This is a genomic window from Streptomyces sp. NPDC002958 (assembly GCF_055563255.1).
The window spans coordinates 15,085-36,816 of record NZ_JBVHDS010000030.1 but is presented as its reverse complement, the minus strand read 5'-3'; the positions used below and the strand labels follow the sequence as shown (position 1 = coordinate 36,816).

Genomic DNA, 21,732 nt, shown 5'->3' with positions numbered 1-21,732 from the left:
GCCCCGGCCCCTTCACCCGCGCCGGCCCCCCGGGCCACCGCGGTTTGGCGGCGGCCCGCGCCCCCCCCCCCCCCCCCGCCCGGGGGGGCCCCCCCCCCCCGGGGGGGCCCCCCCCCCCCGCGGCTCTGTCGTATTGCGATGTCGCGCGGTCAGGCAGACTTCCTGCTGTCCCGCGGATGCACGGCGATGTTCATGGCTCCGGAGCGCAGAACCGCCAGCCTCTCGGCCAGCACCTCCTCCAGCTCCTCGCGTGTGCGCCGCTCCATGAGCATGTCCCAGTGCGTACGCGCAGGCTTGCCCTTCTTCTCCTCGGGGCCATCCCCGTCCACCAGGAGTGCCATGGCGCCGCACGCCTTGCACTCCCACTCCGGCGGAATTTCCGCCTCTACCGAGAACGGCATCTCAAATCGATGTCCGTTCTGGCATGCGTACTCCACCGCCTGGCGCGGGGCCAGATCGATGCCGCGGTCCGTCTCGTAGCTGGTAACCACGAGTCGCGTGCCGCGGAGAGCTCGCTCACTCATGAATCGTGCCTCCCGGGCTTGTCGCCCACAGGACAGGTGTCGCTGTCGTCGTCATCCGGTCAACGCCCGGTCGGCGGTAAAGATTCCCGTTGCCGGTCATGCGTCGCCCGTCGTGCCGCTGCTTTTTCAGGGTTCAGGTACCCACCGATGCCCGGTTTGTCACATCTGGTAGAAGTTGTCACCCAACGGTTTGGCTTCTTCCGCTCGCAGTAACGGTCCTCCGGGCAGGCCAAAGGCGTACACTACCGGCCTTTCACTTCAACGTCTAAATCCGTTTCGGAACGGGATTGCCCGCAGCCGCCACGGCCTGCCGCACCGGCACCCTTGCGAGCAGTACCGAACCGACCGCGAAGAAGATCGCCAACGAGATGATCGCATCCCGATAGCTTCCGGTCAGCTGATATGCGAGCCCGAACACCAGTGGCCCGAGCCAGCTCAGCCCGCGGTCGCTCATCTCGTACGCGGAGAAGTATTCGGCCTCCTTGCCGCGCGGCACCAGATGGGAGAACAGCGAGCGCGACAGCGCCTGGCTGCCGCCGAGCACCAGACCGATCGCCGAGGCCAGCAGATAGAAGAAGACCGGCGCGTCGGCGGGCAGGAAATAGCCGGCGACGAGAATCAGCGTCCAGACGACGAGCGAGCCGAGGATCGTGCGCTTCGCGCCGTACACCCGCGCCAGTCGGCCCATCCCCAGTGCTCCGGCCACCGCCAGCACCTGCACCAGCAGCACAGCCGTGATCAGCGTCGTCTGGTCGAGGCCCAGCTCCTCGGACCCGTACACCGAGGCCTGGGAGATCACCGTCTGCACACCGTCGTTGTAGATGAGGTACGCCAGCAGGAAGGAGAGCGTCAGAGGATGGCGGCGCATGTCGCGCAGGGTGGCCATCAGCTGCCGCCACCCCGAACCGACCGCCCCCTCGCCGCCCGGCGCCACCCGCCGGTCGCGCAGCCGTCGCAGCGGTACGAGGGTGAAAGCACCCCACCAGACGCCGGCCGAGGCGAGACAGATCCGCACCGCGTCGGACTCGGAGAGGCCGAAGGAGTCATGGCCCGTGTACAGGACCAGATTCAGGACGAGGACGAGCGCACCCGAGGTGTATCCGAACGCCCAGCCGCGCGAGGAGACCGCGTCCCGCTCGTCAGGTTCGGCGATCTGCGGCAGATAGGCGTTGTAGAGCACCATCGACACCGAGACCGAGGCGTTCGCCACGATCAGCAGGAACGTGCCCAGCAGATAGCGGTGACCGTCCAGGAAGAACATGCCGGTGGTCGCGGAGGCCCCCACATAGGCGGCGGCCGCGAGCAGGGGCTTCTTCCGCCCTGTACGGTCCGCGACAGCGCCCACGATCGGCATCACGATCACCGCGACCACGACCGAGACGGAGACGGCGTAGGCGAAGAGCGACCCGGCGCGTACCGGTATGCCGAGCGGGTGCACGAAACCGTCGGCGTCGGCGGCCGCTTTGGCGACCGATGTCAGGTAGGGGCCGAGGAATACTGTCAGGACACTCGTCGAGTAGACGGAGCAGGCGAAGTCGTAGAAATACCAGCCGTGCTGTTCGCGTCTGCGGCTCGCGGCGTCGGTGGAACCCGTCGTGAGTTCCGTAGGCTCAGCGGTGTCTGCGGTCTCGGCGCTCAACCCGTACCCCCCTCGTCTCTCCCCGTGGAGACCTCGTACGACCGGCGTCAGGCCCAGGCTCCCCGCTCGCTCAGCACCGTACGCAGCGTCTCGATGTGATCGGTCATGATGCCATCCACACCGAGATCGAGGAGCGCTGCCATACGCTCGGGTTCGTTCACCGTCCAGACGTGCACCTGGAGCCCTCGTGCGTGCGCCTCGCGTACGAAGCGCCGGTCGACCACCCGGACGCCGTTCTGGCTCTCCGGCACCTGCACGCACACCGCGCCGGCCCGCAGCGCCGCCGGAATGCCGTACGAGCGGAGCCGCAGGCCCAGCACGCCGCGGACGCCGTAGGAGGTGGCGAGCCCGGGCCCTGCGAGACGGTGCGCCCTGGCGACCCGGCTCTCCGAGAACGAGCCGACGCACACCCGGTCCCAGGCATCCGCCCGGCGGATCAGATCGACCAGCGGGACCAGTGCGGACTCGGCCTTGATGTCGACGTTCCAGCGGGCTTCGGGAAACGCCTCCAGCAGCTCCTCGAACAGCGGCAGCGGCTCCCGGCCCGCCACCCTGGCCCGCCGCACCTCGCTCCAGGGCAGCGCGGCTATCCGGCCCCGGGCATCCGTCACCCGGTCCAGGGTGGCGTCGTGAAAGGCGACCAGACGGCCGTCCGCCGTGGTGTGCACATCGGTCTCGAAGTAGCGGTAACCGGCATCGGCGGCCCGCCGGAACGCGGCCGTCGTGTTCTCGATCCCGTTCGCCGCGCCGCCTCGATGGGCGAAGGGGATCGTCGCGGGATGGTCCAGATAGGGGTGGCGTACGGAGGTCACTGCGGCAGTATGGCCTGCTCCGGTGTCCGGGCGGTGACGGTGGTGTCGTTGTTGTCCGTCCCGGGCGCGACGGCAGCGCCGCCATGCGCACGGCCGGGCGCGGCGGCTGCCGCGTCATCGGGTGCGGCGGCAGCCTCTTCGGCCGGCTTTCCGTCGATCGCGAAGAAGCGCAGGAAGAACTGGGCGAGCGGGCCGATGGCCAGGGCGTACAGCACCGTGCCCGCGCCGAGGGAGCCGCCGAGTGCGAAGCCTGTCACCACGACCGCCACCTCGATCAGCGTGCGGACGAGCCGGATGGAGCGGCCGGTGCGCAGATGCAGACCGGTCATGAGCCCGTCGCGCGGTCCCGGGCCGAACCGCGCCGCGATGTACAGCCCCGTCGCGACACCGTTGACCACGACACCGGCGACCATCACGGCCATCTGTGCGGCGAGGCCGTGCACGTCGGGTACGAGGGCCAGTGTGGCGTCCATGGCGATGCCGATGGCGAAGACATTGGAGACGGTACCGAGACCGGGACGCTGCCTGATCGGTATCCACAGCAGCAGAACGGCGGCGCCCACAATGATCGAGACGACCCCGATGGACAGCCCGGTGCGCTCGGCGAGCCCCTGATGCAGCACCCCCCAGGGTTCGAGGCCGAGTCCGGCGCGGACCAGGAGCGCCGAGCTCGCCCCGTACAGCGCGAGACCGGCGTACAGCTGAATCAGTCGTCGGGTGAGGTGTGTCCAGCGAGGGACGGAGGTGATGGACAAGAAGTGCCCCCTGGAGTGGTGGTGGTGGACTGCCGCATGTCACTCTGTGGCAGGGGATTGGCTGCCAACTATGGCCAATCCGAGGAAGGTGGACTGATTTCCATGGCCCAGTGGACTTCGGTAGTCGGAGCGGCGCAGCTCGCCAGGCAGCTCCATGCCCAACAGCCCAGGCCCGCCGGACGGGGCGCCCGCAGGCCACCCGCCTACCGCGCGCTGGCCGACGGGGTCCGGCTGCTCGTCCTCGAAGGCCGGGTGCCTGTGGCCGCGCGGCTCCCCGCAGAGCGCGAACTGGCGCTCGCCCTGTCCGTCAGCCGTACCACCGTCGCCGCCGCGTACGAGGCGCTGCGGACCGAGGGGTTCCTGGAGTCCCGCCGCGGAGCCGGCAGCTGGACCGCCGTCCCCGCGGGCAATCCGCTGCCCGCCCGCGGTCTGGAACCGCTTCCTCCGGAGTCGCTCGGTTCGATGATCGACCTCGGCTGCGCGTCGCTGCCCGCCCCCGAACCGTGGCTGACCCGGGCGGTCCAGGGCGCCCTGGAGGAACTGGCGCCGTACGCCCACACCCATGGCGACTACCCGGCCGGACTGCCCGCACTGCGGCAGATGATCGCCGACCGCTACACCGAGCGCGGCATCTCGACCATGCCCGAACAGATCATGGTCACCACCGGGGCGATGGGCGCGATCGACGCGATCTGCCATCTCTTCGCGGGCCGCGGAGAGCGCATCGCGGTGGAGTCCCCGAGCTACGCCAACATCCTGCAGCTGATGCGGGAGGCGGGCGCCCGGCTGGTGCCGGTGGCGATGGAGGAGGGGCTCGGCGGCTGGGACATGAACCGCTGGCGACAGGTGCTGCGGGACGCGGCGCCGCGGCTCGCCTATGTCGTCGCAGACTTCCATAACCCCACCGGAGCACTGGCCGACGAGGACCGGCGGCGCGAGCTGGTGGACGCGGCCCGCTCCGCCGGCACGGTCCTGGTCGTCGACGAGACCATGAACGAGCTGTATCTCGACGCCGATGTGCAGATGCCGCGCCGGGTCTGCGCCTTCGATCCGGCGGGCTCCACCGTCCTCACCGTCGGATCGGCGAGCAAGGCCTTCTGGGCCGGTATGCGGATCGGCTGGGTGCGCGCCGCCCCGGATGTGATCCGCAGCCTGGTGGCCGCCCGCGCCTACGCCGACATGGGGACGCCCGTCCTGGAACAGCTCGCGGTCAACTGGCTGATGCGTACCGGTGGCTGGGAGCAGGCCGTGCAGGTCCGGCGCGAACAGGCGCGGGAGAACCGGGACTCGCTCGTCGCCGCGGTGCGCCGGGAGTTGCCGGACTGGGAGTTCTCGGTTCCGCGCGGTGGTCTGACGCTCTGGGTGCGTACCGGCGGCCTCTCCGGCTCGCGGCTCGCGGTGGCGGGGGAGCGGGTCGGTGTACGCGTTCCCTCCGGCCCCCGGTTCGGTGTCGACGGTGCCTTCGAGGGGTACGTACGGCTGCCGTTCACCGTTGCGGGGCCGGTCGCGGACGAGGCGGCGGTGCGACTCGCGGCGGCGGCGCGGCTGGTGGCTTCGGGGGCGGGCGCGGGGGTGGAGGCGCCGCGGACGTTCGTCGCCTGACCGACACTGCGGCGCGGGGTTGACGGATCGGCTGATCAGTCAACCCCGCGCTGTCCTGTGCGTTCCGTTCAGTCAGCGACCTTCATGCCCTCCATGGCCACGGCCGCGGTCGGAGTGTGCGGCATCGCCGGGTCCGGGACGCTCGCCTCGATCGGCACGGTCGCGTCCACGGGCACGCCCGTCTCGATGGGCACAGCCGCCTCGACCGGCTCCTGCCGTCCGGGGAGCAGACCGAGGACCGCCTGCCGCTGTGTCTCGCTGGTCGCCTCGTCGTACGGGTCGGGTGTGGCCGGGACCTGGAGCCGCAGCACGGGACCGGCGCCTAGTCGCGCGTACCCCCGGCCGGGCGGGACGTCGGGTGTCGGGGTGGTGTGCGGTTCCGTGCCGAGCACCGACTCGACCTGCTCGCGGGAACAGTCGCCGAGTACGACCCGGGCCCTGGTGTGGGTGCGTACGGTCTCGCCGAGGGTGTCCAGGCTGTCGAACTGATCGGTCATGACCACGGTGACGTTGGCCGCCCTGCCGTGCCGCAACGGCACTTGGAGCAGTTCCTGAGGATCGGGCCTGCCGTCGGCGGCCGCCAGGTGACCGAGGACGCTGGGCCGGTCCAGCAGGATCCAGAGCGGGCGTTTGATGTCGTCGGGGGCGGGGTGGCCGGACTGTCGGGCCCGGTTCGCGGCGATCAGCCGCCGCTCCGTCTCGTGGGCCGCCCACTCCAGGCTCGCCAGCGCGCCTGCCAGGCCGCACTCCACGGCCAGTACGCCGTCGCGACCGGTCAGGCAGGCGTACTCGCCGGTTCCGCTGCCTTCGATGATCAGGATGTCGCCGTGCTGGAGCGCCTGGAGGGCGATGGAGCGCATCAGCGTGGTGGTGCCGCTTCCGGGCTGGCCGACGGCCAGCAGATGCGGCTCGGTGGAGCGGGCACCGGTCCGCCAGACGACCGGAGGTGCGTCACGGGTCGCGTCGCCGTCGTGCACGGGAACGGTGCGCTGCACCGCGTCGCCGTCGGTGAAGCCCAGCACGGTCTCGCCCGGTGCGGTGACGAAGCGCTGGGCCCCGATCGAGGTGGGCAAGGCGTCGAGCACGCTCATGACGAGCCGGTTGCCCTCCTCGTCCCAGGCGAAGTGGTACTCGCGGCCGCGGCCGGACTTGGCGTGCAGCAGCTGCTCGATCCGGGTGCGGGAGGCGGCCTCGCTGTCGGTGAAGTAGGCGGGGTACGTCACCTGGAGACGCGTCAGGCGCCCGTCGCCGTCGAACTCGTAACCGTCGAAGACCTTCTTCCAGTCGCCGCCGTGGGCGAACAACGGGCTGGGGTCGTCGGCCACGGAGAAGTACGGCACGAGCGCCCCGTACAGGGAAGGCAGCCGTCCTGTCTCCGCCTTGTCGGGACCGGTCTTCACGGGGGTCCGCCCCCGTCCCTTCCATGCGGCGGCGCCCATTACCGTGACCAGGGCGAGCATGGACCCGTACGGGATCAGCGCGACCACGAGTAGGCAGGCCGCGACGAGGGACAGCGTCGGACCACGCTTGTCCTTGGGCGTCGCGGCCCACTTCTGCCGTCCGGCTCCGGCCAGCAGTCGTAGACCACGAGTGATCGTGATCAGCGGATAAAGGACGTCGGTGGCGTTGTCGGCGGCCGTGCGCGCGAACTCGCGACTGCGAGTGATCGATGCGCTGCCGCTGCTCAGAATGCGGGGGAGTGGTCGCCGGGCCACGTCGGTCTCCTGTAAGGGGTGGGAGCGGTCGCGGAGAGTCAGAATTTGATCCCCTGCAAAAGGCTGGCGAGACTCGCGCCGCCCGCGGTGATGCTCGGTGCGATGGCTGTGCCTGCCAGATAGAAGCCGAACATGGCAGTGACGAGGGCGTGCGATGCCTTGAGGCCGTCCTTCCTGAAGAACAGGAAGACGATGATGCCGAGGATGACTACGCCTGACATGGACAGGATCATGAGAGGTTCTCCTGATTGGGGGGACAGTCACCATGAGTCCTTCCAGGTTCACCGGAAGTATCTATACGATAAAAGCTGTATTTGGGTGAAAAGTCTTTATTTTCACTCGGTTGGCCCATGGGTGAGCGTCGACGGGACGAACCATTCGATGTGGCACGCTGTTCCGCCGCCACGGGGCGCGATCTCTTGTCGCGGGCGGGCCGGGTCATGGGCGTGGTCGAGCAGTACCCTGTCGGTTCACTCGTGCGGCCTCTACGGCGTACGCCCCAGCAGGTCAACAGCGGTGAAATCGGTTAATGGAAGGCGGTCCGTCCGATGAGCGAGAACCCCGATCCCGAGGTGGTCGAGCTGGCGACGAAGGTCTTCGACCTGGCCCGCCGCGGTGAGACCGAAACGCTCGCCGCGTATGTCGATGCGGGTGTTCCCGTGAACCTCACCAATGACCGGGGCGATTCGCTGCTGATGCTCGCTGCCTATCACGGGCATGCCGCCGCGGTCACCGCCCTCGTCGGCCGTGGCGCCGACCCGGACCGGGCCAACGACCGCGGACAGACACCGCTCGCCGGAGCCGTCTTCAAGAGCGAGGACGCGGTGATCGAGGCGCTGCTCGCCGCAGGGGCCGACCCGGCGGCCGGAACCCCCTCCGCACTGGACACTGCACGCATGTTCGGCAAGGCCGACCTGCTGGAACTCTTCGGCTCCCGCTGACCGGGTACGCCGTAAATGTGGTCGCGGTGGCGAAATGGCTGGGTCATCATGACGTCGCGGGCCCGGTTCGGGCCACCGACGAGAGGCAGAGGAAGATGGTCTACACCAAGCGGAAGACGGCGGTCGGCCGATCATGTTGCTGCGCGGCGTAGTGCCCCACCCGGCACTTGGAACTGCACAGTCCCGGTTGCGTCGACAGCTTGATGTGAGGCTTTTTTCATGTTTGATCCGTTCATAGCGCCGAGCGGCACCCTGCTCGGCCTGCTGCAGAGGGGCCGTGGCGACGGCACGCTCCACGCGCTCGCCGCACCACGCCCCGAGGCCCTGGCGGCTCTCAACCACTGCGTCCTGAGCGATCCGCGTCACGACTGGCAGGTGGAGAACCGCTCGCTCTACTACGCACGCCTGTATCTCGACCTCGACGGCGGTATCGAAGAGATCGAGCGCCACCTGTGCGATCCCGATGACCACGTCCACACCGACGACTCGCGTACCGGGCTGGCCCTCGCCGTACTCGGCCACCTCGCCTCGTACGGACGGGACGATGCTTTGGCCCTGCTGCGGCGGTACGCCGCGACCGGAGCCAACTGGGCCTGGGCCCTGGACGAGCTCGCCCTGCGAGACGACGACGCGGGGCTCCGCGCCCTCGCCGTACCCGTGCTCGGTCGGTTCCCGGCCACCGAGGAGGGCGCCGCCCAGTTGGCCGCCGCCGTACGGGACGCCTTCGAACCCCGCCCCTGGCGGCTCTGGGCCGACGACCCGCGCGAAGCGGTCGGCGCCAGGGTCAGGGCCGCCTCGGAACAGGGCTCCTTCGACCGGTGGCAGCGACAGATGCGGCCGGGCGGCCCCCGCCCCGGCTGGAGCGTCCAGGCCGTCTTCGACTGGGCCCAGCAGGGACTCGAACGCGGCAGCGCCCTCCATGTGCCGGCCGCCCGCTGCCTCACCGCCGTTGCCGGCCCCGAGGACCGGTCCACGATCATCGAGGCCGCCCGCAGCGGCCCGGCAGGCGCGCGTTGCGCCGCCCTTCACTATCTGGCCGAGGCCAGGGATCCGGCCGTGCTCGAACTGATCGAGATCGCCGCGGTCGGCGCTTCGAGCGCCGTTGCCGACGCGGCCGTCGCCGCCTTCGAGCGGATGTGCGGCGACGCCGCGGTGGACCGCGCCAGGAGCTGGGCCCGACGGCCCGACGCGCTCGGCGCCGCCGCGGCCGGTGTGCTCGCCTGCCGCGGCGGCGCCCAGGACGCCCCACTGGTCCTCGGCGCGCTCCGCGAGGCCGTACGGGGCGAAGGACCGGACGCACCACGCCTGTGGACCCTCGTGGACGGCTCGGGCCGGCTGGGCATCGCCTGCGCGGCCCCCGTACTGCGCCATGTCTACCGGGAGACGTCGTCCTCGCACCTGCGCGGCCGAGCGGCTCGCGCACTGGCCGCGACCGACCCCTCCTTCGCCACCGGATTCGCCGTCGAATGCCTGTGGGACTGCGAGGAGACCACCCGTGAGGTCGCCGCACTCCACGCGGAGACCGGCGACATCAGGGTCGCCGAGCGGCTGCGCCGACTCGCCGCGGACCCGGCCGAGGAGGCCGAGGTGCAGACAGCGGTACGCAGCAGGATCGGGCCCGACACCCCCGCGGTCTGACCGGAGTACACACAGTGGCGCGTCGGGGGGCGCGCGGCGCGAACGGGCGGGCGGCGCGAACCGTCGCACGGCGCGGCACCTCCGAGCCGCCGGCCGACGGCCGCCCTCACCGCCCGCCGCGCCGAACTCCGACCGGTGAGCCGTCTACGCACCCCACCGCACCGCCCGCCGGGAAGAGGGCCGTGCCGTCCGGCCCGTTGTCCGTAGCCGCGGGTCAGTATGGAGGGATGACCGGACGCTGGGAGTTCTGGATCGACCGTGGCGGGACGTTCACCGATGTCGTGGGCCGGGATCCCGACGGGAAGCTGGTCACCCGCAAGTTGCTCTCCCACGACCCGGACCGCTACCGCGACGCCGCCGTGGCCGGCATCCGGGGGCTGCTGGGTCTCGGCCGCACCGTCCCGATCCCCGCCGACCGGGTCGGCACGGTGAAGATCGGCACGACGGTCGCCACCAATGCCCTCCTGGAGCGGCGCGGGGAGCCGACCGTCCTGGTCATCACGGAAGGCTTCCGGGACGCGCTGCGCATCGCGTACCAGAACAGGCCGAGGCTCTTCGACCGCCACATCCTGCTGCCCGAGGCCGTGTACGAGCGGGTGATCGAGGTCCACGAGCGGATCGACGCCCGGGGCCGGGTCGTGACACCACTCGACCGCGAAGCGGTGGCCGAGCGACTGAGGGCCGCCCGGGCCGACGGCCTGCGCAGTGCGGCGATCGTCCTGATGCACGGCTACCGCCACCCCGGACACGAGAGCGTGGTGGCCGCCGCAGCCCGCGAGGCAGGCTTCACCCAGGTCAGCTGTTCGCACGAGGTGAGCCCGCTGATCAAGCTCGTCCCACGCGGCGACACCACCGTCGTCGACGCCTATCTCTCACCGATCCTGCGCCGGTACGTCGACGAGGTCGCCGGTGAACTCGGCGGCATCCGGCTGATGTTCATGCAGTCCAACGGCGGGCTGCGCGAGGCCTCGCACTTCCGGGGCAAGGACGCGGTGCTCTCCGGCCCCGCCGGTGGTGTCGTCGGCATGGCCCGAACCTCCGGACAGGCCGGATTCGACCGGGTCATCGGCTTCGACATGGGCGGCACATCCACCGATGTGTCGCACTACGCGGGCGAGTTCGAGCGCGAGCTCGGCACCCAGGTGGCCGGTGTGCGGATGCGCGCGCCCATGATGAACATCCACACCGTCGCGGCCGGCGGCGGCTCCGTCCTGCACTTCGACGGCCACCGCTACCGCGTCGGCCCCGACTCGGCGGGCGCGATCCCCGGCCCGGCCTGCTACCGCCGCGGCGGGCCGCTGACCGTCACCGACGCCAATGTGATGCTCGGCCGGGTCCAGCCCGCGCACTTCCCGGCCGTCTTCGGACCGGACGGCGACCTTCCGCTCGACGCGGACCTCGTCGGAGAACGCTTCGACGCGCTTGCCGACGAGGTGGCGCACGCCACCGGAACGCGCCGCACGGCCGCCGAGGTCGCCGCCGGGTTCCTGGAGATCGCCGTGCTCAACATGGCGAACGCGGTCAAGAAGATCTCCGTACAGCGCGGACACGACATCACCCGCTACGCCCTGACCGGTTTCGGTGGCGCCGGAGGGCAGCACGTCTGCGCCGTCGCCGACGCCCTGGGCATCGACACGGTCCTCGTACCGCCCCTGGCCGGTGTGCTGTCCGCGTACGGCATCGGTCTCGCCGACGCCACCGCGATGCGCGAACAGTCCGTCGAAGCGGTACTGAACGAGGCGACGCGGACCACGGTGGGCGAACTCTGCGACGAACTCGCGGCCCGTACCCGCGCCGAACTGCGCGCCGACGCCATCCCCGACAGCGCGATCAGCACGCACGCCCGCGTGCTTCTGCGCTACGCCGGTACGGATTCGAGCCTGCCCGTCGACCTGGACAGTGCCCCCGCCATGGCCGAGGCCTTCACCACCGAGCACCGCGCACGCTATGCGTTCACCATGGACAAACCCCTGGTCGTCGAGGCGGTGTCGGTCGAGGCGATCGGGTCGGCGGGCCGGCACGAACCGCGCCCGGCCGACCGCACTCCCCGCGAGAGAACACACCCTCAACCACACGACACCGTAAGGATGTTCGCCGACGGGCGATGGCAGGACACCCCGCTCCACCGGCGCGAGGAGCTGCACCCCGCGGACACCGTGACCGGCCCTGCCGTGATCGCCGAGGCGGATGCCACCACCGTCGTCGACCCCGGCTGGCAGGCCGCTCTCGCCGACACCGGCCATCTGTTGCTCACCCGGGTCCGCCCGCGCCCGGACCGGACGGCCGTCGGCACGCGGGTCGACCCCGTCATGCTGGAGGTCTTCAACAACCTCTTCATGTCGATCGCCGAACAGATGGGCGTGCGCCTGGAGAACACCGCCCACTCCGTCAACATCAAGGAGCGGCTCGACTTCTCCTGCGCCCTGTTCGACGCGGACGGCAATCTGATCGCCAATGCCCCGCACATCCCCGTCCACCTCGGCTCGATGGGGGAGTCCATCAAGGAGGTGCTGCGGCGCAACAGCGGCGCGATGCGTCCCGGCGATGTGTACGCCATCAACGATCCGTACCACGGCGGCACCCATCTGCCCGATGTGACCGTGGTGACGCCCGTGTTCGAAGAGACCGGTGACCAAGGGCCGCAGCTGCGCTTCCTCGTGGCCTCACGTGGACACCACGCCGAGATCGGCGGCATCACCCCCGGTTCCATGCCCGCCTTCAGCCGCACCATCCACGAGGAAGGAGTGCTGTTCGACAACTGGCTGCTGGTACGGGACGGCAGGCTCCGCGAGGCCGGGACACGCGAACTGCTCACCGCCGCCGCGTACCCCTCCCGTGACCCGGACACCAACCTCGCCGATCTGCGCGCCCAGATCGCCGCCAATGAGAAAGGCATCGCCGAACTCCGGCACATGGTGGAGCAGTTCGGGCCCGATGTCGTCGCCGCGTACATGGGACACGTACAGGACAACGCCGAGGAGTCCGTCCGCCGGATCATCGCCGAACTGCACGACGGCGCCTACCGCTACGAGACCGACAACGGCGCGGTCATCGAGGTCGCCCTCACCATGGACCGGGCCGCCCGCAGCGCGGTCGTCGACTTCAGCGGCACCTCACCGCAGCAGCCGGGGAACTTCAACGCGCCGAAATCCGTGGTCATGGCGGCTGTGCTGTACGTCTTCCGGACCCTGGTCGCCGACGACATCCCGCTCAACAGCGGCTGCCTCAAGCCCCTGGAGGTCAGAATTCCGGAGGGCTCCATGCTGGCCCCCGTCCCTCCGGCGGCCACCGTCGCGGGAAACGTGGAAACGTCCCAGGCCGTCACCGGCGCCCTGTACGCGGCGCTCGGCATCCAGGCCGAGGGCTCGGGCACCATGAACAACCTCACCTTCGGCAACGAACGGGTCCAGTACTACGAGACCGTGGCGAGCGGCTCGGGCGCCGGCGACGGCTTCGACGGCGCCGACGCCGTACAGACCCATATGACCAACTCCCGGCTCACCGACCCCGAAGTCCTCGAATGGCGCTACCCCGTGCTGCTGGAGAGCTTCCGGGTGCGGGACGGCAGCGGGGGTATGGGGCGTTGGCACGGCGGCTGTGGAGTGGAGCGCCGAATCCGCTTCCTCGAACCCGTCACCGTGGCACTGCTCTCCGGCCACCGCAGGGTCCGTCCTTACGGCATGGCGGGCGGAGAACCCGGCGCCCTGGGCGACCAGCACATCGAGCGCGCCGACGGCCGGACGGTCACACCGCTGCGAGGCTGCGACACGGCCGACCTGGAGCGAGGCGACGTACTGGTGCTCCGCACACCGGGCGGCGGGGGCTACGGAGCCCCGGATCCTGACTGTGACGGCCGTGACGGCCGTGCGGAACGCACCGGCGAACCACTGTGAAGTCCTCGCCGGGCGGATCCGGGAAAGGGGTTGCTTCTGCGCCGTTTCGACCGTTGTCAGGGTGAGGACCTAATCTGTGCAACGTGACTTCGCCTGCCTACACGGACAACGCTGCGCCCCAGCTCAGCGCGGCGCCGCGGCCCGCCCCGGGCCCCGCCGCCGACGAGGGGCTCTCGCGGCGGCTGCGCGCGCTCGCCTGCACGGCGCCGCTGCACGATCTCGATGTGCGCAAGGCGAATCTGGCCGGTGAGTACACCGTCTACGCGATGGCCGAAGTCGCACTCGCGGCGATCGACCTCGTCACCCTCAACATGGACTTCGACACGGGTGCCGACCACGACCAGATAGTGACCAGGCTTCTTCCCCGCGTCGCAGCCCAGGCCCCGCACCGCCCGGCCGCCGAGCACGAGCGGGTCGCCCGCTGGGTGCTGGAGAATCTGATCAACGTCGGTAGCGTCGACCGCGGATTCCGTGCGGTGTACGGCACTTTCGGACCCGATGGGGTGTATGTCCGTCGCGATTACGACTTCAAACTGATTGAAGAGGTCCCGGGATACGGCGGCACCGTCTATCTCCGGGCCACCGACGAAGCGGTCAACGTCCTGGTCGGCGCCCTCGACACGGACGTCACCAGCGCCCAGATCGCCGCCGAGGTGAAGCTGGAGGTCCTCATCAGCCGGGGCCGCCTCGCGGACGCACAGCTCGCCGCCGAGCAGGCCCGGTACCGGACCGTTCAGTACGCGGAGACCCTCCGTAAGACGCTGGAGGCCACCCGGCGCAACGTCCGGGCCGTCGACTGGCTCAACGCCGTGCCCGACATGATCGCCGAAGCGCTCGACCACGTCGCCGACCGCTACCGCCACGAGAACGCGATCCTCACCAACATCCGCAGGGCGCGCGACGAAGCCGAGGAGCCCGAGCACAAGCGGCGCGCCGCCGAACTCGTCGACATCGTCAAGGACTGCATCCGCCGCCACACCCAGCTGCAGTCCCGCCTGCTGGAAGCCGGACCGCTGTTCCGCGCCGAACAGGACCGGCAGGCGTTCGCCACCCCCACGGCCCGTACGGGCCTCGATCTGTACGGTCAGCTGGTCGCCCCGCTGCTGCCGCTCCCCGTCGAGCAGGCCATCCGCGTCACGGATGTGTTCTTCACCCATGGCACCGGGATGCGCACCCCCACCTCGGTACGGGTGGGCGATCTCGTCGACATGCTGCTCACGCCGCCCCTGGAGCGGGAGCACCTGGGCGCCGAAATGCCCGAACCCGATCTGATCGCCACGCCGGACGACAGCAGGTTCAGCGAGGAGCAGCTAGCGAGCGCCATGGAACTCCTCGACCTGGAGCACGACGCCCCGCGCCGACTCTCCGGACTCCTCGCGGAGGCCCGGCGCCGCGATCCCGAACTGCCCTATCTGGTCGCCCTGCTCGCGGTGCACGCCGCGAGCCCGCCGGTCGGCACCGCCTACCGGCAGGGCGAGCAGCGCCTGTTGTTCTCCGTCGACGACGGGACACAGCTCGACGACCTGGAGTTCGGCGGTGCGGATCTGATAGTGGGTACGGCCCTGCTGGACGCGGCCGCAATGGCCGCGGACCGCTCGGAGGCGTCATGAGCGGCGCGCCATGTGAGGCACACGGAATGCCGATCCGCCCGGCGCACCCCGGCCATGGGCATCGTCGGCCACCCGGCACCCCAGTCGTGTGTACGGACCGGACCGCGCCGCCCGGGACGGACGCCGTGAGACGCGGCGCCGTCCACCCCGTACCGAAGAGTTTCCGCAGCAAGGAGCGACAGTCGTGAGCGACCACCGCGCACAGCACGCCGACGTGTGGGGCGAGCCGACCGCCGCGTACGCGACCGAGAGCACGACGTCCGCCGACCCGGCGGGACCCGTCGCCACCGCACCCATCACCCCGGCCGACGCAGCCGACGCCGCCCGGCTCGTCTCCTTCGGACTGCAGCCCAAACTGCTGCCCGCACGCGACGCCGAGTACGCCGAACTGCTCCGCCGCTACCGGGAGGAGCCCGCGTTCGCCCGGCTCGCCGACGCCGTGGCGACCGGACTCGGCCTGGTCGTGCTGGAGGTGTCCACCCGGGCCGGCATGGCTGTGACCGCCGCCGAAGGCTCGGTTTTCGCCGTCCGCATGGGCGACTACGCCCGCCGCGCCTCGTCCGACTCCGCCGACCGCTTCCTCCACGGACTCGCACACCTCGCCGTCGCCGCCATGGCCTTCCCCCGCCCCGAGGACCTCGCCGACGACGCGTACATCGGCCGGATCACCGTCAACGGCGTCGACTCGTTCGTACGCCAGGCCTGCCGCCGCCTGGAGGAGCGCGCCGAGGAGCACGGCGACAACACCGACCCGGCCACCGACGCCCCCGGACTGGAGGCGGCCTGGCGGATCTACGCCCGGCGCAGCTCCACCGGAGCCACGAAGGACGCCCGGCGGCTGGCCGGCTCCACCACCGGCATCGTCGGCAAGGCCGTCGCCTTCCTCACCGACTCCGGCTTCCTCCAGCGCACCGGGGACGACGCCGGAGGCGCCTTCCGCACCACCGCCCGCTACCAGCTCCAGGTCCGCGACATGGCCGGCAGCGCCGCCATGGCCGAACTTCTGGAGCTCGGAGTCGTACCGGTCAGCGACGGAACGGCGACGCTGCTGCCGCCGCCCGGGACGGACGACCTGGAGCTGGTCGCCGACGCCGGACTGCCCTTCCACGCCTGACCAGCCAGCCCCACCACCGCAGTCTCCCTCCCGCTGTCTGAACGACGAGAGTCCGCCGCCATGTACGAGTTGTCCCGGGTCCGCCTCTACTCCATCGGGCCTGCCGGTGCGCGCTACGCCGACACCGTGCTTGACCTGCGCGGAGTGGGAGAGCCCGTACCCAATCCCGCCCCGGCCCAGGCGGAGTTCTTCGAGGAGGAGCCGGTCGGCCCACCGCGCCGCCCCGCTCCCGCCGGGGTGCTCTTCCTGGAGAACGGCGGCGGCAAGTCGGTGCTGCTGAAGCTGATCTTCTCGGTGATGCTGCCCGGCCACCGCAACACCCTCGGCGGCGCCAGCTCCGGCGTACTGCGCAAGTTCCTGCTCGCCGACGACTGCGGGCATGTCGCCCTGGAGTGGCAGCACACCCTCACCGGCGAGTGCGTGGTCGTCGGAAAGGTCAGCGAGTGGCGCGGACGGCAGGTCTCCAACGACCCGCGGAAGTTCGCCGAGGCCTGGTACTCCTTCCGGCCCGGGCCCGGGCTCAGCCTGGACTCCCTGCCGGTCGCCGAGGCCACCTCCGTGCGCCGCCCCGTCGAAGGCGCCTCCGGCGCGCAGGGCCGACGCCGCACGATGAAGGGCTTCCGCGATGCCCTGACCGAGGCGGGCAAGTTCTACCAGCACCTCGATGTGCACTGGGAAGAGATCCACGACCGCTGGAACGAGCACCTCGGAGACCTCGGCCTCGACCCCGAACTCTTCCGCTACCAGCGCGAGATGAACGCCGACGAGGGCGAGGCGGCGGGCCTCTTCGCGGTCAAGAAGGACTCCGACTTCACCGATCTGCTCCTGCGCGCCGTCACCGACACCCGCGACACGGACGGCCTCGCCGACCTGGTGAGCGGCTTCGGCAACAAGCTGGGCCGCCGCGCCGAGCTGACCGCGGAGCGCGACTTCACCGCGGGCTCGGTCGATCTGCTCGGCCGGATCGTGGAGGCCGCCGACACGCGTTCCCGTGCCCGGGACATCCACGCGGGGGCCGAGCGCCGCACCCGCATGCTCGCCCGCAGACTCTCCGCCCGCGCCGGCCAGGAGCGCGGCCGGACCGCCGAGCTGGCCCAGCAGGTGACGGGCGCCGCGCACACCGTCACCACGGCCGAGGACGCCCGCAGCCGCAGCGCCCTGATCGCCGCCGAACTGGCCTACCGGCACGCCTCCCTGGCCCTGACCGCGGCGGAGAAGGGCGCGGCCGCCCAGCGCCGCGAACTGGGCGACGCCCGCACCCTGCACTCCGCCTGGCAGGCCGCCGAGGCCGTGCTGCGACACCGCGCCGCCGCCGACCGCTCCGCACGAGTCGCCGTCGCCATCCGTGAGGCCGAGCGGGACGCCGCGCCCGCGCTCGCAGCCCGCGCCGAGGCCGCCGCCGATCTCGTACGGGCCCTGCATACCGCGGCGGAGGCCGGCGAGACGCTGGCCAACGAGGAGGAGGAGCGCTCCGACACCCTCCAGACGGCGGGCGAGACCGCCCACCGCGACGCCACCACCGCCGCCACCGAGGCCCAGCGCGCCCGCAGCGAGGCCGGACATCTGCGCCAGCGCCTCGCCGAGGTCGAGCAGGAAACGGCAGAGGCGGTACGGGCAGGCTGGCTCGACAACACCGCACCGGACGCCGACCCGGCGCGCGCCGCCCTCGCCGCGAGTGACGCCGAACAATCCACCGTCGCCGCTTGGGACACTGCCAGGCAGGCCGCCCGCTCGGCGGCCGACGTGGCCAGGGAAGCCGCAGCCGCCGAAAGCCGCGCCGAACTCGCCGCGGCGCGCGCCGCCGATGCCGCACAGGCCGCGGAACAGTCGTACGAGGCCGAGCTCAGGACCGCCGAGTCGATCGCCGCCGAGCACCGGCTGGCCGACCTGCTGGGCCTGCCCTCCACGCGGAGCACCGGCGTGCCCCGGCCCCGCAGCGGCGCGGCCGGAACGGAGGCGGACCCAGACGCCCCGCACAGCACGGACCACCAGGACCAGGCAGGCCAGGGAGGCCGGACAGACCGGTCGGACCAGGCCCCCCACGCCACACACACCGCTACGGTCGAGCAGCCCGCCGCCCCCGAACAGCCGCTCAGCGCCCAGGAGCTCGACCGCAGCGCCGACGAACTGCGGGAGCTGCTCGACCAGGGCATCGCCTCCGCCGAACGCCGCCTCTTCGAACTGCGTACCGCGGCCGCCGACGACTCCCGCATCCTCGGCGCACTCGGCGACGGCGGGCTGCTGCCGCCCGGCCCCGATGTCCTCGCCACCGTCGAATACCTCGGCGAGCACGGCATCCCCGCCCTGCCCGGCTGGCGATACCTCGCCCAGGCCGTCGACCCCGCCGATCACGCGGCCGTCCTCGCCGCCCGTCCCGAACTCGTCGATGGCGTGGTCATCACCGACCCCGACTCGCACGCCCGCGCCCGCGACGTCCTGAGCGGCGCCGCCCTGCTGCCGCGCTCCGCCGTCGCCGTCGGCACCGCCGCCGCGCTGCTCGCACCCGTCCCGGCCACCGGCACGGGTGCGGCCGCGAACACGGAGGGGGTGTTCCTCGTCCCGCCGAACCCGGCGATGCACGACGAACACGCGGCCGACGAGGAGCGGCAGGCCCTCAGGAGCAGGGCCGCCGCCCGCGACGAGGACATCCGTACCCTCGCGGCCCGCCTCACCGCCGACCGCTCCCTCGCCGCCCGCATCGGCTCCTGGCGTGCCGACTGCCCACCCGGCATGCTCGCCGAACTCGCCGAAGCCGCCCACACCGCCCGTACGGCCGCCGAAACGGCCGAAGCCGCGCTCGTCGAAGCCCGTACCGTACGTGCCGAGGCCGACGAGGCCGCCGCGGACACCGCTCGTGTACGCGACGAACGCCAGGAGGCCGCCCAGCGCGCCCGCCGCGCCGCTGACGCCCTCGCGGGCCTCGCCTTCCGGCTCCGCGAACGTGCGGCCTGGCAGGCGAAACTGCGCGAACTGACCGACGAGGCAGCCGAGTCCGAGGCCCGCGCCACCGTCTGCCTGGAGCGGGCCCGCGCCGCCGACGAGGACCGCAGGGCCGCCCAGCGCGCCGCCGACGACGCCCGACGCACCGCCCGCGCCCTGCGCGCCGAACGTGCCGAGATCGCAGGCGCCCCCGAGCACCTTCCCGAGCCCGTGGGCGGACCCGCGCGCCCCGCACTTCCCGCGCTGCGGGAGGCCTACCGGGCCGCATCCCAGCTCTACGAGAAGGTGGGCGTCGGCGCCGACCTACGCGCCGAACAGGCCCGCGCGGAGAGCGACGAGAGCGCCGCCCTCGCCGAGCTGGACCGGCTCACCAACAAGGTCCGCACCCGGGCCGCCCAACTCCTCGAATCCACGGACGGCGCCGACGGCCCCTCCCGGCAGGCGGCCGCCGCCCGCGCGGAGTCCCTCGTCCAGCTACTGGAGAGCAGGGCCTCCACCGCGAGCGAGCAGCTGGGCCGGCTGCGGGGCGAGGCCGAGCGCCTGGCCCCGGTCGACGGCGAGACCCACCACACCGAACTCCCCGACGAGCTGGTCCCCGCCGACGCCGAACAGGCCCAGACCCTCCTGCGTAGCGCCACGGCCGAACTGGCCACCGCCACCGCAACCCTGGACACCGCCCGCGCCGCCCACGCCGAGCTGCTGCACGCCCACCGCACCGCAGAGGACTCGGCAGGCGGCTTCGACGAGACCGCGGCACTCCTGCGCGACCTCCTCAGGGACCACGGCGCGGACGACGACACCGAGGCCCCCGAGCCGTACCCGGGCAACCTCGACGAAGCCCGGCAGTCCGCGGCCGAGGCCCGGCGCTCGCTGCGCGGCTGCGCCGCCGATCTCTCCGCCGCCGAGAGCGCCGTGCGGGAAGCGAGCGACGTCCTCGTACGGCACGCCAACTCCACCCGCTACGAACAGGTCCGCACCCCGGCCCGACAGCAGATCCGCGAGCTGCCGGCCGCGGCGCTGCCCGAGCACGCCGAGAAGTGGGCCTCCGCCTTCGCACCCCGGCTCCGTGTCCTCACCGACGAGCTGGCCCAGTTGGAGCGCAACCGCGACTCCATCGTCGACCGGCTCCGCGGCCTCGTGGAGTCCGCGCTCACCACCCTCCGCTCCGCTCAGCGGCTCTCCCAGCTCCCCGAAGGACTGGGGGAGTGGTCCGGCCAGGAGTTTCTCCGGATTCGCTTCGAGGAACCCGACCAGGCGACGCTCACCGAGCGGCTCGGCGAAGTCATCGACGAGGCGACCCGCGCCGCCCTGAAGAAGAACTCCGATCTGCGCAGGGACGGTATGTCCCTCCTGTTGCGCGGTGTGCAGGCGGCGCTGGAGCCCAAGGGCATCGCCGTGGAGATCCTCAAGCCGGACGCGGTGCTCCGCGCCGAACGTGTCCCGGTCGGACAGATGGGCGATGTCTTCTCCGGCGGCCAGCTGCTCACCGCCGCCATTGCCCTGTACTGCACGATGGCGGCACTGCGCAGCAACGACCGGGGCCATGACCGGCACCAGCACCGGCACGCGGGAACGCTCTTCCTCGACAACCCCATCGGCCGCGCCAACGCCACGTATCTGCTGGAACTCCAGCGCGCGGTGTCGGACGCCCTCGGTGTGCAGCTGCTCTACACGACCGGGCTGTTCGACACTACGGCGCTCGCCGAATTCCCGCTGGTCATCCGGTTGCGCAACGACGCGGATCTGCGGGCCGGGCTGAAGTACATCAGCGTGGAGGAGCACCTTCGCCCCGGGCTGCCGCAGCAGGACCCGAACGGTGAGACGGTGCACGGCGAGATCACCGCCACCCGCATGTTCAAGCGCACCACGAGAACGCTCGACACCACCCCATAGGGTAGACAGCCACGGCGCGCCGGGGCGCAGCTTGAGATTTAACCCAGCAGATTCGAACACGTCTGACCGGCGCTTTGGCGCGATCAACGCGACCGCGACGGGGTCGAATCGGGTGAAAACGCCCAGCCGACATGGCAGAGGGCCGTGTTCGAATGGCGAGGTTAATTCTCAAGCTCAGGCGCGAGAGAGGCTGCCCGAGCGCCGACGGCGTATCCGCGCGTCGTCCCGCTGCACGGTCCGCGCCGCCCGCCGTGCTCTGCGCCGCTCACGGCGCAATTGCCGCGCCGAACTGCTCGGCGCGGACACCACACCGTTGCGCTGATTCCAGACCTGCCGGGTGACCCAGACATCCAGTACCGACCAGGTCGCGACCACCGTGCTGCCCACACTGCTCAGCACCATCGGAAAGGCCAGCCAGGACCCCGTCAGCGTGCACAGGAACGCCACCATGGCCTGGATGACCGTCAGCGACATGATGAGCACGGCACGCACGGCAGCCGTACGGACCGGGTCCGGCATCCGCCACCGTGTCGCGGGTTCTTCCACCCAGAGCTGCTGGCGCTGCTGGCGCGGGATCTTCGCCCCGCCCATCGCCGCCGGTGACGCCGCCGCCGGTGACGACGGCACCGGGCTCCGACGTTCTTCCGTGTCCAAGA

At 71.4% G+C, this 21,732-nt stretch carries 14 protein-coding genes; 7 read left to right on the top strand and 7 right to left on the bottom strand.

Annotation, left to right across the window (positions count from 1 at the left end; genetic code table 11):
- Positions 1–149: 149 nt before the first annotated feature.
- The 4 genes from ACZ3IC_RS30445 to yczE form a co-directional block, all read right to left on the bottom strand.
- Positions 150–524 (bottom strand): RNA polymerase-binding protein RbpA, encoded by a 375-nt coding sequence (locus ACZ3IC_RS30445; protein ID WP_007262928.1) that lies wholly within the window; start codon positions 522–524, stop codon positions 150–152.
- A 265-nt stretch (positions 525–789) separates the two neighbouring features.
- The gene (locus tag ACZ3IC_RS30440) at positions 790–2,163 is read right to left on the bottom strand and encodes an MFS transporter (protein WP_467421430.1); all 1,374 of its coding nucleotides are present in this window, start codon (positions 2,161–2,163) and stop codon (positions 790–792) included.
- A 47-nt stretch (positions 2,164–2,210) separates the two neighbouring features.
- Positions 2,211–2,975, bottom strand: coding sequence for a glycerophosphodiester phosphodiesterase (locus tag ACZ3IC_RS30435; RefSeq protein ID WP_467421427.1), 765 nt, complete (start codon positions 2,973–2,975; stop codon positions 2,211–2,213).
- Complete coding sequence (gene yczE, locus ACZ3IC_RS30430; RefSeq protein WP_467421425.1) at positions 2,972–3,730, bottom strand: membrane protein YczE; 759 nt, start codon at positions 3,728–3,730, stop codon at positions 2,972–2,974. The genes ACZ3IC_RS30435 and yczE overlap by 4 nt, the downstream gene beginning before the upstream one ends.
- Positions 3,731–3,832: 102 nt before the next feature.
- Between yczE and ACZ3IC_RS30425 the strand changes: the two genes are divergently transcribed.
- Positions 3,833–5,332 carry an SCO1417 family PLP biosynthesis transcription factor gene (locus ACZ3IC_RS30425; protein WP_467421423.1) on the top strand — a complete coding sequence of 500 codons (1,500 nt, stop codon included), beginning with the start codon at positions 3,833–3,835 and terminating at the stop codon, positions 5,330–5,332.
- A gap of 68 nt (positions 5,333–5,400) precedes the next feature.
- On the opposite strand, the gene ACZ3IC_RS30420 is transcribed toward ACZ3IC_RS30425, so the two are convergent.
- Positions 5,401–7,047: a hypothetical protein gene (locus ACZ3IC_RS30420; RefSeq protein ID WP_467421421.1), complete on the bottom strand. Its 1,647-nt coding sequence runs from the start codon at positions 7,045–7,047 to the stop codon at positions 5,401–5,403.
- A gap of 38 nt (positions 7,048–7,085) precedes the next feature.
- Positions 7,086–7,280: a hypothetical protein gene (locus tag ACZ3IC_RS30415; protein WP_467421420.1), complete on the bottom strand. Its 195-nt coding sequence runs from the start codon at positions 7,278–7,280 to the stop codon at positions 7,086–7,088.
- Between the two features lie 315 nt (positions 7,281–7,595).
- Between ACZ3IC_RS30415 and ACZ3IC_RS30410 the strand changes: the two genes are divergently transcribed.
- The 6 genes from ACZ3IC_RS30410 to ACZ3IC_RS30385 all read left to right on the top strand — a co-directional run bounded on the left by ACZ3IC_RS30410 (position 7,596) and on the right by ACZ3IC_RS30385 (position 21,076).
- Complete coding sequence (locus ACZ3IC_RS30410) at positions 7,596–7,988, top strand: ankyrin repeat domain-containing protein (protein ID WP_467421418.1); 393 nt, start codon at positions 7,596–7,598, stop codon at positions 7,986–7,988.
- A gap of 219 nt (positions 7,989–8,207) precedes the next feature.
- Entirely contained in the window at positions 8,208–9,626 is a 1,419-nt protein-coding gene (locus tag ACZ3IC_RS30405) for a HEAT repeat domain-containing protein (protein WP_467421416.1), read from the top strand.
- Between the two features lie 227 nt (positions 9,627–9,853).
- Positions 9,854–13,519 (top strand): hydantoinase B/oxoprolinase family protein, encoded by a 3,666-nt coding sequence (locus ACZ3IC_RS30400; RefSeq protein WP_467421413.1) that lies wholly within the window; start codon positions 9,854–9,856, stop codon positions 13,517–13,519.
- 83 nt (positions 13,520–13,602) lie between these two features.
- Positions 13,603–15,129 (top strand): hypothetical protein, encoded by a 1,527-nt coding sequence (locus ACZ3IC_RS30395; protein ID WP_467421410.1) that lies wholly within the window; start codon positions 13,603–13,605, stop codon positions 15,127–15,129.
- A gap of 184 nt (positions 15,130–15,313) precedes the next feature.
- Positions 15,314–16,243 (top strand): hypothetical protein, encoded by a 930-nt coding sequence (locus ACZ3IC_RS30390; protein WP_467421408.1) that lies wholly within the window; start codon positions 15,314–15,316, stop codon positions 16,241–16,243.
- A gap of 60 nt (positions 16,244–16,303) precedes the next feature.
- On the top strand, positions 16,304–21,076 hold the full coding sequence (locus ACZ3IC_RS30385) for a hypothetical protein (RefSeq protein ID WP_467421407.1): 4,773 nt from the start codon (positions 16,304–16,306) through the stop codon (positions 21,074–21,076).
- A gap of 174 nt (positions 21,077–21,250) precedes the next feature.
- Here the strand turns inward: ACZ3IC_RS30385 and ACZ3IC_RS30380 are convergent, their stop codons facing one another.
- A complete protein-coding gene (locus tag ACZ3IC_RS30380) occupies positions 21,251–21,730 on the bottom strand; it encodes a hypothetical protein (RefSeq protein ID WP_467421405.1) in 480 nt (159 codons plus the stop codon).
- Positions 21,731–21,732 lie beyond the last annotated feature (2 nt).